Annotated in this window: 21 protein-coding genes and 1 pseudogene; 10 read left to right on the forward strand and 12 right to left on the reverse strand. The window is 35.5% G+C overall.

All coding sequences use genetic code 11. From position 1 onward, the window contains the following. The first annotated feature begins 6 nt into the window (after positions 1 to 6). Entirely contained in the window at positions 7 to 447 is a 441-nt protein-coding gene (locus BN3769_RS11015; protein ID WP_068470542.1) for a hypothetical protein, read from the forward strand. 418 nt (positions 448 to 865) lie between these two features. Here the strand turns inward: BN3769_RS11015 and BN3769_RS11020 are convergent, their stop codons facing one another. Further along, positions 866 to 1189, reverse strand: coding sequence for a hypothetical protein (locus BN3769_RS11020; protein ID WP_154017894.1), 324 nt, complete (start codon positions 1187 to 1189; stop codon positions 866 to 868). 101 nt (positions 1190 to 1290) lie between these two features. Between BN3769_RS11020 and BN3769_RS14510 the strand changes: the two genes are divergently transcribed. The 4 genes from BN3769_RS14510 (at position 1291) to BN3769_RS11035 (ending at position 3553) form a co-directional block, all read left to right on the forward strand. Beyond that, positions 1291 to 1680, forward strand: coding sequence for a tyrosine-type recombinase/integrase (locus BN3769_RS14510; RefSeq protein ID WP_079989534.1), 390 nt, complete (start codon positions 1291 to 1293; stop codon positions 1678 to 1680). A gap of 246 nt (positions 1681 to 1926) precedes the next feature. Beyond that, complete coding sequence (locus BN3769_RS11025; RefSeq protein WP_068470546.1) at positions 1927 to 2664, forward strand: TIGR04255 family protein; 738 nt, start codon at positions 1927 to 1929, stop codon at positions 2662 to 2664. Then, entirely contained in the window at positions 2661 to 3149 is a 489-nt protein-coding gene (locus BN3769_RS11030; protein ID WP_068470548.1) for a hypothetical protein, read from the forward strand. The genes BN3769_RS11025 and BN3769_RS11030 overlap by 4 nt, the downstream gene beginning before the upstream one ends. Continuing rightward, the gene (locus BN3769_RS11035; RefSeq protein WP_068470550.1) at positions 3146 to 3553 is read left to right on the forward strand and encodes a hypothetical protein; all 408 of its coding nucleotides are present in this window, start codon (positions 3146 to 3148) and stop codon (positions 3551 to 3553) included. The genes BN3769_RS11030 and BN3769_RS11035 overlap by 4 nt, the downstream gene beginning before the upstream one ends. A 170-nt stretch (positions 3554 to 3723) precedes the next feature. On the opposite strand, the gene BN3769_RS11040 is transcribed toward BN3769_RS11035, so the two are convergent. Then, positions 3724 to 4299 (reverse strand): hypothetical protein, encoded by a 576-nt coding sequence (locus BN3769_RS11040; RefSeq protein ID WP_068470552.1) that lies wholly within the window; start codon positions 4297 to 4299, stop codon positions 3724 to 3726. Next, positions 4296 to 4526: a hypothetical protein gene (locus BN3769_RS11045; RefSeq protein WP_068470554.1), complete on the reverse strand. Its 231-nt coding sequence runs from the start codon at positions 4524 to 4526 to the stop codon at positions 4296 to 4298. Before BN3769_RS11045 ends, BN3769_RS11040 begins: the two co-directional genes overlap by 4 nt. Before the next feature lie 63 nt (positions 4527 to 4589). Here BN3769_RS11045 and BN3769_RS14805 point away from each other — a divergent pair, with 63 nt between their 5' ends. After that, on the forward strand, positions 4590 to 4754 hold the full coding sequence (locus BN3769_RS14805; RefSeq protein WP_154017895.1) for a hypothetical protein: 165 nt from the start codon (positions 4590 to 4592) through the stop codon (positions 4752 to 4754). 129 nt (positions 4755 to 4883) lie between these two features. Here the strand turns inward: BN3769_RS14805 and BN3769_RS11050 are convergent, their stop codons facing one another. Genes BN3769_RS11050 through BN3769_RS11060 form a run of 3 tightly spaced genes read right to left on the reverse strand, consistent with a single transcriptional unit; the run spans position 4884 to position 6615 of the window. Next, positions 4884 to 5315 carry a type II toxin-antitoxin system HicB family antitoxin gene (locus tag BN3769_RS11050; protein WP_068470556.1) on the reverse strand — a complete coding sequence of 144 codons (432 nt, stop codon included), beginning with the start codon at positions 5313 to 5315 and terminating at the stop codon, positions 4884 to 4886. A gap of 2 nt (positions 5316 to 5317) precedes the next feature. Further along, on the reverse strand, positions 5318 to 5509 hold the full coding sequence (locus BN3769_RS11055) for a type II toxin-antitoxin system HicA family toxin (RefSeq protein ID WP_068470558.1): 192 nt from the start codon (positions 5507 to 5509) through the stop codon (positions 5318 to 5320). A 41-nt stretch (positions 5510 to 5550) separates the two neighbouring features. Then, on the reverse strand, positions 5551 to 6615 hold the full coding sequence (locus BN3769_RS11060; protein ID WP_068470560.1) for a tyrosine-type recombinase/integrase: 1065 nt from the start codon (positions 6613 to 6615) through the stop codon (positions 5551 to 5553). Between the two features lie 197 nt (positions 6616 to 6812). On the opposite strand from BN3769_RS11060, the gene BN3769_RS11065 reads away from it, so the two are divergent. Then, positions 6813 to 7019 (forward strand): type II toxin-antitoxin system Phd/YefM family antitoxin, encoded by a 207-nt coding sequence (locus tag BN3769_RS11065; RefSeq protein WP_068470562.1) that lies wholly within the window; start codon positions 6813 to 6815, stop codon positions 7017 to 7019. Between the two features lie 167 nt (positions 7020 to 7186). On the opposite strand, the gene BN3769_RS11070 is transcribed toward BN3769_RS11065, so the two are convergent. The 3 genes from BN3769_RS11070 to BN3769_RS11080 form a co-directional block, all read right to left on the reverse strand. Beyond that, a complete protein-coding gene (locus tag BN3769_RS11070; protein WP_068470564.1) occupies positions 7187 to 7840 on the reverse strand; it encodes an IS1096 element passenger TnpR family protein in 654 nt (217 codons plus the stop codon). 66 nt (positions 7841 to 7906) lie between these two features. Next, positions 7907 to 8293, reverse strand: a complete 387-nt coding sequence (locus BN3769_RS11075) for a helix-turn-helix domain-containing protein (RefSeq protein ID WP_068470566.1) — start codon at positions 8291 to 8293, stop codon at positions 7907 to 7909. A gap of 14 nt (positions 8294 to 8307) precedes the next feature. Then, complete coding sequence (locus BN3769_RS11080; protein ID WP_068470568.1) at positions 8308 to 8655, reverse strand: type II toxin-antitoxin system RelE/ParE family toxin; 348 nt, start codon at positions 8653 to 8655, stop codon at positions 8308 to 8310. 161 nt (positions 8656 to 8816) lie between these two features. On the opposite strand from BN3769_RS11080, the gene BN3769_RS15150 reads away from it, so the two are divergent. The 3 genes from BN3769_RS15150 to BN3769_RS11095 all read left to right on the forward strand — a co-directional run bounded on the left by BN3769_RS15150 (position 8817) and on the right by BN3769_RS11095 (position 10178). Beyond that, positions 8817 to 9023: a GrpB family protein gene (locus tag BN3769_RS15150; RefSeq protein WP_068470570.1), complete on the forward strand. Its 207-nt coding sequence runs from the start codon at positions 8817 to 8819 to the stop codon at positions 9021 to 9023. Between the two features lie 64 nt (positions 9024 to 9087). Next, the gene (locus tag BN3769_RS15155) at positions 9088 to 9756 is read left to right on the forward strand and encodes a GNAT family N-acetyltransferase (protein ID WP_068470572.1); all 669 of its coding nucleotides are present in this window, start codon (positions 9088 to 9090) and stop codon (positions 9754 to 9756) included. Next, the gene (locus tag BN3769_RS11095) at positions 9753 to 10178 is read left to right on the forward strand and encodes a GNAT family N-acetyltransferase (RefSeq protein WP_068470574.1); all 426 of its coding nucleotides are present in this window, start codon (positions 9753 to 9755) and stop codon (positions 10176 to 10178) included. Before BN3769_RS15155 ends, BN3769_RS11095 begins: the two co-directional genes overlap by 4 nt. Positions 10179 to 10183: 5 nt before the next feature. Here the strand turns inward: BN3769_RS11095 and BN3769_RS11100 are convergent, their stop codons facing one another. The 3 genes and pseudogenes from BN3769_RS11100 to BN3769_RS11115 all read right to left on the reverse strand — a co-directional run bounded on the left by BN3769_RS11100 (position 10184) and on the right by BN3769_RS11115 (position 12205). After that, a complete protein-coding gene (locus tag BN3769_RS11100; RefSeq protein WP_068470576.1) occupies positions 10184 to 10462 on the reverse strand; it encodes a hypothetical protein in 279 nt (92 codons plus the stop codon). 1169 nt (positions 10463 to 11631) lie between these two features. Then, positions 11632 to 11841, reverse strand: a pseudogene (locus BN3769_RS11110) (helix-turn-helix domain-containing protein); the annotation flags it as partial. A gap of 115 nt (positions 11842 to 11956) precedes the next feature. Continuing rightward, positions 11957 to 12205 (reverse strand): hypothetical protein, encoded by a 249-nt coding sequence (locus BN3769_RS11115; protein WP_068470582.1) that lies wholly within the window; start codon positions 12203 to 12205, stop codon positions 11957 to 11959. Position 12206 lies beyond the last annotated feature (1 nt).

Genomic DNA, 12206 nt, shown 5'->3' on the forward strand with positions numbered 1-12206 from the left:
TTAATTATGAATCCAAATTCAATAATTTTAAAAGATTTTGAAAAATGGAAAAATTTGAATAAAAATTTTTCTTTATTTGATTATATTTTTAATATAATTAAATCAAAAAATTTAAGTAGTGATATTTTTTTTGCTTTTTCAGAGGTATTTTGGCCCTCTTTTATTGTACATGACAATTATGTCTTCTTAAAAGAAAATTTTTCTGACAGTAAATTCAAAGATTTGATTAAAAATAATGACAAAATTGAATTTTGGATAAATTTTTTCATTATTGATCCTTTTTTTGATGAAGATGGAAAAGAAAAAGCAGAGGCATTATCAAAAATTCTTGTAAATATATGGCAATTAAAATTGAAGCAAGATTTTCCAAATTTGAAGTTCAATGTAGAATTTCTTTACGATATTGAAAATGGTGATTATGGATTAACTTTCTATCAAATTGAATAAATAGTTGATTGATCAAGTATTTTTGCCAAAAACAAAATTAAGAAATTTCAAAAATACTCATCACTTTCCATTGATAAAAGATATCTCGAGAATGCCAAACCTTATGCATGGCGCGTAGTTACGAGTTGCAACAGCATTGTCAGGGATGTAGTGAAATCGGGGTTTTATTAAAAAAAACTGTGAAATCATTTGAAGATATCATGCCTTCTAATATTTATTTGACTGTGTTCCAATGTAAAATTAGCGCATATTCAAGCAAAAGAATTTATTGGATTAAGTTCTGAAGAGTGAAGATCGCAAATCTTAATATACATTGGTTCAGTAATTTAAAACGAGATAATTTAGAGGAAAAATCACAATTTTGGATCGTTGCAAAAAACAGTTTAGGATGGTTCAAATTCCAATCAAAATTGGTTGATTAACAATGAATATCAGAAAAATCTGGCCATGCATCTTGAGTATGAATATTTTGTTCTTCCACTTCTTTAAGTACTTTGTCCCAATAGTCAAATTTAGCTTGGTCTTTTTTTTCAGCATAAATTCCCCTTAATAAGACAACCCCTTCTATAGATAGTTCTTTTTCTAATGCCTTTTTTGCTAAATTTTCAGCTTCGTCTAATGTAATCGGAGGTTTTGGTAAAAGATAACAACCAGCAAGTGAGATTAATAAGGAAGAAGGTTGAGGAGGAGGTGCTTTCTCATAAGCTCTTTTATAAGCTTCATATCGCTCGTCGTATTTCATGATCATATAACAAGCAAGAATCGTTATCTAAAAACAATTATTCTGATCACTATTACGACTGGTATGAGACAGGGTGAAATTCTTTCTCTAATTGAGAGGATATTGATTTTGATCGAGAGCATATTCATATTCGACCATCAAAAAATGGGAACTCAAGAAGGGTTCCGTTGGATTTCGAAGTAGCAATTCCTTTGCGGACACTTTCATTAACTCGTAGTACACATACACCTTACATCTTTGCAAATAGCACAAGATTTGGAAAAATTTCCATTAGAAAAGCTTTTGAAGAAGCATTAAAGCGAGCCAACATACATCACTTCCATTTTCATGACATTCGTCATGCTTACTCAACTTATTCAAATATGGATAGTGGATCAGGGATTACATTAATGACTTCTTTAGGCCACAGCTCCATGCAAATGACAACAAGATACACGCACGCAGGTGTTAACGAAATGAGAACCTTAACAAAATCTGTTGGTAAATATTAGATGAGAAGAAATGATGAGTAGACAAACCGATAAGCAACTTGGCGTATATAAAGATCTGTCAATATTGATGCATACACGCAATCAATATCCTCTCGAATCTTAATGATGGCCTAGCTGCTAAGCTACAAAATGATTCAAAATATGCGCATGCCAAATCGATTGCAAGTATTTTACTGAAGTGGTAGTCTTGGTTCATGGGTAGAAAGTCAAATTTTATAGATTTATATTTTCCGAGATTTTCACGTTATGAACCAAAATGAACCTTATCCTCATGCTCCTCTGACCGAGGCTATATTTGAGATTCAAGTTGAACTACCGCCTGATGCTACCATTACCCATCTTGAACAGCTAACTAATAAGATTTGTGTAGAATACCCAAAAAAACGTTCTCGGAAAAGATTTGAGGGGAAAATTGGATTTAACGAACAAACCCTAATTTCTGAATCAATGGACCTAGGAATAGATGGCTTTTTAAACTGGTCTGCCGATGAAAAACAAGTTGTTCAGTTTCGTTTGGATGGATATAGCTTCAGTAGGCTAAAACCGTACCAGAGTTGGGATGAACATTTTCCAGAGGTTATTAAAAATTGGAATATTTACTCGGAAAATGTTGTTCCTATTCGAATAAAGCGGATAGCTATTCGTTTTATCAACGTGATTGAAATACCCAGAGACTCTTCTCTGCAAGAATATTTTATAAACACGCCTAAATTGCCATCGGTTACATTTGCTTTGAATAACTTTTTTAATAGGATTGAGTTTTTAATTCCAGAAAAGAACGTAAATGTTGTTGTTACTCAAACTTTTGGAAAGTCTTTAGATCCAACTAAAAAATCGATAATTTTGGATGTGGAAGCTTCGCAAGAAATTAATTCAAAAATTAGTGATAATTCGATGATGGATGTATTTCAAGTGCTTCGCAATGTCAAAAACGATGTTTTCAAAAAGAGTTTAACGGAAAAAACCACAGAGCTTTTTACATGAACGCATATCCAATAGATCTTCCTTTTTATTCTTCTCATTATGATCTTGGTGTAAGTTCTCCATCTCAAGAGGTTTCTACCTATATATGGAGAATCAGAAATCATACTTCTCAAACTATGTCATTGGGTTGGAGAGAAACTTTGAATCAACAACTAATGGATGTATATTCTAGATGTTGTGAAGAAAACTGGGATGGTTATGATGCAGTTGCAATTAATCGCTCTGCGATATATGCAACCTCAATTTTTATAGAACTCTTACCGGATGGTATTAAAATTCCAGAAATTGTACCTGAGCCTACCGGTGAAATAGGATTTGAATGGACTAACGGAAAACATGCAATTTTTGCAGTTTCTGTAAATTCGCAAACGATCACTTTTGCAGGGCTATTTGGATCAGGAAAAAGTCACGGAGAAGTTAAATTTTTGAATGTAATTCCTTCTATAATTGAAAAAATTTTATTAGATTATTTTGTTCTATCATGACTAACACCTCTGATTTCGTCGATAACTCGGAAAAAATTGGGCGTTTTATTTTTTCTTCAGATCATTTTAGTTCTGTAAGCAATAGAGTAAAATATGGAGCTTTTTTACCAGCAAAAGACAATAAAGCTTCAGTTTTTCGAATAAATGGATACACAGAGAAGGAAATAAGCGAACTTGATAAGCTGTTTGTTTCTGGAAAAAGAAACGACGGAAAGGTCTCTAAAGCTCGGGCCGATATCTTTGCTATTGAAGTTAGAAAATCTCAATTAGATGTTATATCAGAACCAACTCCCCATAAGGACCACGCTAACATCGAAGGGTATGCTAGCGATAAATCTGCTCAAAAGTTGAAAGCCATAGAATTAGCAAATCATGCGATGTTGATTTCTCAAGAAATTCACTAGAAAAACCAAATTAGATGAGCTGATCTAGACTTAATCTGACACCTATATTTGTTTGGAGGCCGATGCCCTCGGGAAAAACTTGGGCTTCGATCTCCATTGTTTATACAACATTTAATATAGGTGTCAGATTAAGTCTAGATCAACTCAATTTATGTTAGAATAAATTCGTCTTACTTTAAGACGTCTGGAATAATTTGACCCGAATGTACATTTTCCTTTTCTAGTTTTTTGTACATTTGGTCCCAATACTCTTCTTGGGATTTGTCTTCCTTAAGCCTATAAAAGCTTCTCATTGCGAGTGCTACCTCACATGTTAAGTTTTTATCTACAGCCTGTCTCAAATAGAATTCAGACTCTTCATCTGTAATTGGAGGTTTACCTGGAGCACTATTACAGTTTGAGAGAAGTAGTAATAATTCACTTGGAGAGTCCTTTAACTTATCATAGGCTCTTTTATAGCAGAGATATCGTTCATCATAAAGCCAAAGCATTTCACAAAGACCTCCTAGAAAGACGTCATTTTTCCAATCACTTTCCCACTCCTTTTTAAAATGCTCTTTTATTTTGAAAGCAAGTTTTAAAGCATATTGCTGCTTTTCATCATCTTGAATATCATCATAAAAAAGATGTTCTACGATATGCATGGCATCGTTAAAGCTTAAAGATGAACAAACATCTTCGACTGAATAATTTGATATAAGTAACCCCCAGTCCTTTTGAGAAATAAGCTCTTTTATTTTATTCATTTTGTGATCACCCATGCATCATTGAGGAATAGCTCTCCCGTCTCAAGATTTTTATTGAAGACAGCTTTGACTTCATGCCCATTGATTTTCATTTGATGATCATAGCGAATAAAATTTTTATAGTTTCGACCTGGTTCTAATCGATATTTCTCTAGAAAAATTTGATTGTCTTCCAGTAGCTTAATGACATTTTTGCAATCCATTTCCACATTACCTGTTAATTTCATTAACTTATCCCATGCAAAAGAGAGCGTGGATATTTTGATTGCTTTGCTCTAAGTGATGTCGCTATGCAAAAATCCAGTATTAAGCTTGAGCCTTGCGGTGATTATCACTATTCTCCATTGACTATGGGAAGCGTCTATTTTGTAGGAGATCTTAATCATCCAGAAACAATTGAGCTAACTCAAAAATATCAACATCAAAGAGGACATATGCCCAAGGCAATTTCTTAGAAATCACTTTATCACAGTTTATATCTGAATAGAGCTTGTTCAATTTCGCACTTGATCGTACGTGTTAGTTGCATGATACTTCCTTGATATGAAAAAAATTATAAACTATAGGGTAAAATTCATATATTTCTAAACAATTCGCAATTGGCGATGCTGGCTAGGGTTTGCTGCATATAAAAGCTTTTCATACTTATCTAAGGAAATATTAACTTTACCTTTTTCATATTGAGCATAAGCATGAGGTGATTTTGATCCTAAACGTTCTGCCACTTCACGTACTGTAGAACCACTTATTTCCCTTTGCCTTCTTAAGGAAAGAGCTAACATTAATTTGTTATCCGTAGTTGTTATGCCAATAACGCCTTTGTTATAGAGATTAACATTCACATCAAAGTCTTTACTTACTTCTTTTTTAAAATAAGAGAGAATTAACGCTAGTATAGCGTCTTTAAGCATTAGTAAGGCTTCATCTTTAGATTCCCCTTGTGTCATTATATCTAAGGAGGGAACTTCTGCGAGCCAACAGTCCTTACTTTTAAAAATTCTTCCTTCAATTTCCATAATTACTCTTTCTCCTTCGCAGGATTATTCACAGCTTTTTTTAAGATCTTTTTTGCTAATAATTCATTAATTTCTGGATGTCGCGGAACAGGTTCGTAGATTTCCCCATTAGTCCAGATATCATGGTTTCCGCCGTGACGGTCTAACCACCAGCCTTGCTGTGAAAGTTTCTTTTCTAAGTCTCGTTTTTTCATACTTTAATTGTACATATATTTATGTACAAAGTCAATCGTTTCTATAATCCTAGCTTAATTGCGGCATTATTCTTCCATTCATCAAGCTCGCGAATATACTTCTTCAGCGTGTCGCTTTTTCTGTGTCCTGTTTGGGCCATGATGTCCACTTCAGAAGCGCCATTAAGATAAGCCTGTGTTACAAAACCAGCCCGCAGGGAATGCCCGCCAAAGTTTGGAATGGGCTTTGTCGGGTCTTCGCGAGCCTCCGCTTTTGCTATGTTTGTTTTATCTTTTACATAGGGATTACGCATGATGATAAGCGCGACAGCTTTATCAGAAAGCGCCTTGTTCTGAATTTGCCCATGGCGGTTGATGCTGCGAAAGATTGGCCCATCTGTAAGGTCAGCCGCTTGAATCCAGCTTTTTAAAGCGCGAACAGGACAAGTTTGTGGATTGCTTCCGTAGGGAATAATAGGGTTGCGCTCGCCTGTCTTTGACCAAGGAATGTTAAGTTTAAATCCGTTTTCGGAAGCTTGAAGATGCTGAATGCAAATCCTTGCAAGCTCGGAACGCCGAAGGGCACAGGTAAACCCAACTAAAAGTAAGGCGCGATCGCGAATACCGATTAAGCTGTCAGGCAAGGCCGCTACCATATTAGCAATATCGGCTTTGATAATAGGAGATTTTCTTTTCTCTTTGACGCGGTGCGGCTGCTCTTTACTCAATTTATTCTTGATGCCTTTTAGTGTTCGCACAATGGCTGGGTCTTTGCGATTGAACTCCATTTCATTGTATTGATGAACCTTACTAATGGACGTAAGCCGCCTATTAAGGCTATTCCATTTCAGGGGCGCTTTTGTCTGAAGCCCTCTTGATTTGCCAGAGATTCCAAGCCAGGGATTGCGTGCCCGATCTTCAAGATAATCTGCAACATCATGCGGATTGGCAGGCAGGAAGGATCGTCCTCTTTCTGTGCACCATAAACAGAGGTCTTCCCAATCGGACAGGTAAGCATCAATAGAAGCTTTAGCCATGTCATGTTCGGTAAATGAATTTCTGTAGCGCTTAATTGGCTCGAGTCTATCAATGATTGTTGGCGTGATGGTGATAATCGCATTTTCCATAATCAAACCCTCTTGATTCCGATAAGATTCCCATATCGGAAGTTAAGATATCCTATTTAATTTTTTTATACCACCCAAAATTATGTACATATTTTTCATATGAGAATTTCTTTAAAAATACATATAATTTTATATATTTACACATATTGCTATATGCTATATGTTATCAATAAGTAAAGATGTTAATGAGGATAACTATGAAAAAAGTTAAAACAATGAGCTTTGTTGAATTTCGTCAAAATTTATCGGAATGTGTCAATTTAGCAAAATACAAAGGGGAACGCTTTTTAATCACTAGAAATGGAAAAACTGTGGGAGCCTTTATACCTGTTGAAGATTTAGATAAAATACAGCTCATGGATAATGAGCCAGTTAAAATATCTACTAAAGATGATTTAGGATAAGACAACGGATTATGAGTCCGCGGACTTCCCACACTTCACTACAGTCATTCACTGCTCACAGCAAGATGATAGCATGATCTAAAACTTAAATTCAATTGTCAATTGCTGGCATTTATTGATGAAAATAGGATGGCACTGTGCCGCCAAAATCGAAAAATTTATTGCCATCAATCATTTGAATCATTGCCTTCATATCCACAAACTCCTGCACGCGGAGAATTGACAAGAGGCATTAACATGTATGTGTCCTCCTCCTCTACTGCACACGAATGATTTTCACTACAGCTAGCACATATTGTATCTCCGCAAAGAGAACAAATGATTTCAGATGTTTTTTTACAAGATTTACAAGGAAAAATGGGTGGATCATTCCTCATAAGAAGATTAATTGTATTTTGAGAAGATGTTGAAATACCTTCGATTACCTCTAGCTCAAGCTCTGTAGAAGATCCCATGTCATAGGTATAATCAAATTTCAACCCTGGCAAAAAAAGCTGACCAACTTTATTTTTCATAGATTGGCTAGTGTTTCCCGATTCGCTGTGAGACATATAACTACGATTACCAATAGTAAATTGGCTTAAATGGCCACAACATTCGAGCCAAATATCTCTTAAAAACTGATCTAGCTTGCCCAAAGTGACATCTTTTGAAAGAGCAATAAACATCCAATATAGATTTGGCTGTTCTGCCCAAGCTACTCTTACCAAGTATCCCTCAGAGGTTGATTGAGCAATGCATCCTAATAAATGAGTTTTTGCTTGGGTTGAGTTGCATACCTCGCCACACTTAACACATTTACCCTTAGCTTTTATCTTCATCGATAATGCCTTTTTAAGTTAAAAATTAATCCGAGTTAACTGATTAAATCAGCAATGGCACTTTTTTCATAACGATTTAGCGGCTAAAGGGATGTTTAAATAACCTTCATGACTGACGACATGAACTCTTGCAATTTTACGATTGCGGGGCTTTGGCCTTACAACAATATCAATGTCTTGTCCAAGCAAATTTAAAAAATGCATTAAACGCTCGACAGAAAAACCAGAGAGCTTGCGGCGCAATAAGGCAGAAACTTTAGGTTGATTAATCCCCATCATTTCAGCAGCCTTTGCTTGCGTGAGCTTACGCTTTTTAATGATATGATCAATCTCCCAAGCAAGCTCTGCTTTTGTTAATTCTTCATCAGCATTTTCAATCTCGATATCTGCAAAAATGTTTTCGCTGGCCACTTCAAATTCTATGTCTTCTTGTTCTTTTTTTTTCTTAACCATATGACTTTCCTCTATTATTTATACTTTTGGTGAACGCTCTTCAACCGCTGTTCGACTAAATCAATTTCCTGCTTAGGTGTTTTGATTCCAGTCTTTGATTTCTTTTGAAAGGCGTGAAGGACAAATACAGCCTCTTCCATTTGAACAGTATAAATCGTGCGATAAGTTCCTTGACCGTCGCTTTGAACAATCTCAAGAACGCTCCCTCCGCCAAAACCCTTTAAAGGCTTAGCATCTCTATGCTTCTCTCCTTTTTGGGCAATATACAAAGCATGCCCCATCTCTTTTCTCACATCACTCGGAAAATCCATAAAGTCTTTTTTACTTGATCCTACCCAGATAATCGGCTTTCTTTGATTCATATGCCCTCCAAATATCGATTATCCCAATTTTGGGATATAATTTCAATGAAATTTTAGAGATCTTTCTAGTGAAAATTTTCTTTTAGGATTGATTCTTAATTGCCTAAAGCTTTCCCTTTTGGTAGAATAATAATATTTAATTCCTGAAGAATGAACAAGTTATGACAACTAAGAAAATTATTGTAATCCCTTATTGCTCTGATTGGCCAATCAGCTTTGAAAGAGAGGCATCGCAAATTAAAGAAGTTTTGGGTTCTAACTGTTTGAATCTCTATCATGTCGGCTCAACGTCGGTACCAGGACTTTCTGCAAAACCTGTCATTGACATCATTGGAGTTGTCGAAAATCCTACGGAAGCGAAGGCTTAAGGTTTAAGTATAAAGGCGAATACAATATTCCCATGCGCTTTTATTTTAACCGCTCTGAAAGGTTGTGGACACAAATCTCCATGTTTATGAAGAAGGTCATCCAGAAATTGAGCTCAATCTCACTTTTAGAGACTATTTAAGGAATCATCCAGAAGCCAGAAATGAGTACGCTAGTTTAAAAGAAAATCTTTTAAAAGATGAAGCTTCTTATGAAAAGAGAGGCTCGGCTTTTACAGGATATAATCTTGGCAAGGATGCTTTCATAAGAAAAGTCTTAAAGGCAGCAAACTTTAATCGCATTCGCATCATGAAATGCACACATTATGCTGAGTTGAATTTTGCCCGAAAGCTAAGGCAAAAATATTTTTTTGATCCCTTATCTATGGCCGATCCCTACACATGGACATTCGATCATCAAGAGCACGCACATCTGATTCTTTATCAAGGTGTTGAGATGCTTGGATATGCACATATTCAATTTTGGCAAGGTCAAAGAGCAGCTCTCAGAATTTTTGTCATCGATGAACCTTACCGTCATCAAGGATTTGGTTCGCAATTTCTTGAGCTGTGTGAACAATGGCTAAAAAGACAAGGCATTAAATCTATTCATGATGAAGCAAGACCAGATGCTCTTAGCCTTTATCGCAAGAATGGCTATAGCGATATGCCTTTTGATGATCCGAGTGGCGAACCATCAAGTCCTCATGATATTGCAGTGGGCAAGAAATTATGAGCTTTCAAATTAAGCAAAATCCACTTAGCGATGAGATCAAAAAGAAAATTTTTCAAGGCTTTAGTGAGCAAGCAATTGAGGCCACTGGCATCAATGGCTTGAGTGAAGAACCTATTTCATTTGAGATTTTCGATCAGAGCAAATTTATAGGTGCTATCGTTGTTCAAATATTTTGGGAGCAGCTGCATATCAAATATCTTTTTGTAGAAAAGAAATATAGAGGCCAAGGAATCGCCACTCAGCTAATGGAATATGCATTAGAGTTTGGCAAAAAACGAGGCTGCCAATTTGCATTTGTCGAAACAATGAGCTTTCAAGCGCTTGAATTCTACCAAAAGAATGGCTTTGCCATTGATTTTTTTAGAGAAGGATATGCCAGAAATACCGCTTTTTATTATCTCACAAAAGATTTGATAAAATGAATCTTTTAATTCAGAAAGATAGCTTCTTGAAGAGCTGCTCGTGCTAAATTATAGAAAAATTGAGAAATGGATAAATTACCATATGTCTTATCTGCCAGAATCTTTGCATAATCCTTCCAAGTCTTTAAAGGCATATCAGAAACAATATCAGGTACATTTTGGATAAAAGATATGAAAAAACAGGATAAAGAAATTCTAGCAAAATTAACACTTTTAGTTAGATAATACCGATGCAATTCTTCTGGACTAGGATTTCTATTAAGATAAGTGTTTAGAAGGGTCATTTCTATTTCCTTGTCATATGCATGAAAAATTGCAAAATAGCTTAAATCATAAAAAGGATCTTCACTGTAAGAATATTTCCTGGATTTAAATCATTATGAGTATTAACTGAATAAGAAGAAGGACTATTTATGATCATATTATGATTTTTTCGAACAATTTCTATTGCTTGATTAACAAACTCTAGTATTTCTGGATAAACCGAAAGTTGAGCATAAAAATCCTCCATGATTTGGCTTCTTGAAGTGTTGGGAAGGTTTTATAAGTTGGAGGCAGTCCATCATTGGGTCGAATCATGACCCGATAACTGGTACTTCCGTTCTTATTCTTTCGTTTTTGAATAGTTGCCATGTTGCTCAATCTCCGCTTTTAAGTTTAAACGGTGAGCAATGATGACAATCTGATGATTGCTTTTGCTGGGAAGTGCTGGGATGTATAGGGTCTTTGTGTGCCGCCAGTGTGCCACGCTAGTGACAATCGCTAAAAGTCTTAAATCTGGCGCTACATCAATTTCCCATCTATACACTGTTATGAAGCCAAATTAAAAAAAGTGGGGCAAGTAGGATTTGAACCTACGACCAGCGGGTTATGAGGGAGGCGGACTTCCGTTTCACTCAACATCATCCAACCGCTATGAACATAATCTTAAAGAAGATACGATTTGATTGCTATCGGTTTTTGTGCAATCATGCGGGTAAAAGTGCTGCATCATTGCACCGCTACTGCACCATGAAAAATGAAAGAGAGGTCCTTTGCTCAAAAGCAGGAAGAGATTTAAAAATTAATAGATTTAGCTCTTATGGGCTAATAGTGGATATGTCTATGGAGAATTCCATCCAATCTATCTCCAACAAGTTTGAAGGGAATAATGTAATTTCTACTTCTATCCAACTCCCTGGTTCTATTGTCTGTAGGATATCGATCTGTTTTTGTTTATAGGATTTTTCCCAACACGACCATGCTTCTCTACCTTCTTGGAAATCTGGCCTTATGAATTCTTTTTTTTCTCTAATACAATTTCTATATGTTTCTTGTACTATCTCATCATGTTTCTTAGTAGAAATGCGTAGCTCTTCTCTTAATTTGTAAACGTTGTGTATATAATAAATTGGGTCGTAATTCCAGCGTAAATTTAATACGGGATTGATAAATGATGCATTTGTTGTATTTCATCTATTCGATTTTTTAGACAGGGTTTCTTGCGGCTTATTTCTTGCAGAGCCAGTTCTCCACCGGTCTCGTAAAGCTCTTTATACCTATAAAAGCTATCTCGAGAATAGCCCATAACTCTGCAAGCTTGGCTTACATTACCAAGTGTATGAGCAAGCTGCAAAAGACCTAGTTTATTCTTGATAATTTTATGTTGATCGCTATGATTCATAATACACCTATATTTGTTATGGAGACCGATGCCCTCTGGGAAAACTTGGGCTTCGGTCTCAATTATTTTATATAACATTTAATATAGGTGTCAGATTAAGTCCAGATCAGCTCAATTAAATACTGACATTCTTTTTTTTATTTATTGCTTCTAGGCTTTTCCAGATAATAATAGCGAGAATTGTGCCTAAGAGGATAGCTATTCGATAAGGTCCCCAAAGCTCTCTATTATAGCTTGAAAACCAAAAGAAAACAAAATAGGGTAAAATGCCAACTAAGTAGGTAATAGTTGGATGGTTATTACCTATTTTATATAAGATCCAGCCTAAAATAATGCCAAATGGAAGGATGATCAAATTTTCCATC

It is taken from the genome of Candidatus Protochlamydia phocaeensis (assembly GCF_001545115.1).
Taxonomy (GTDB): domain Bacteria; phylum Chlamydiota; class Chlamydiia; order Chlamydiales; family Parachlamydiaceae; genus Protochlamydia_A; species Protochlamydia_A phocaeensis.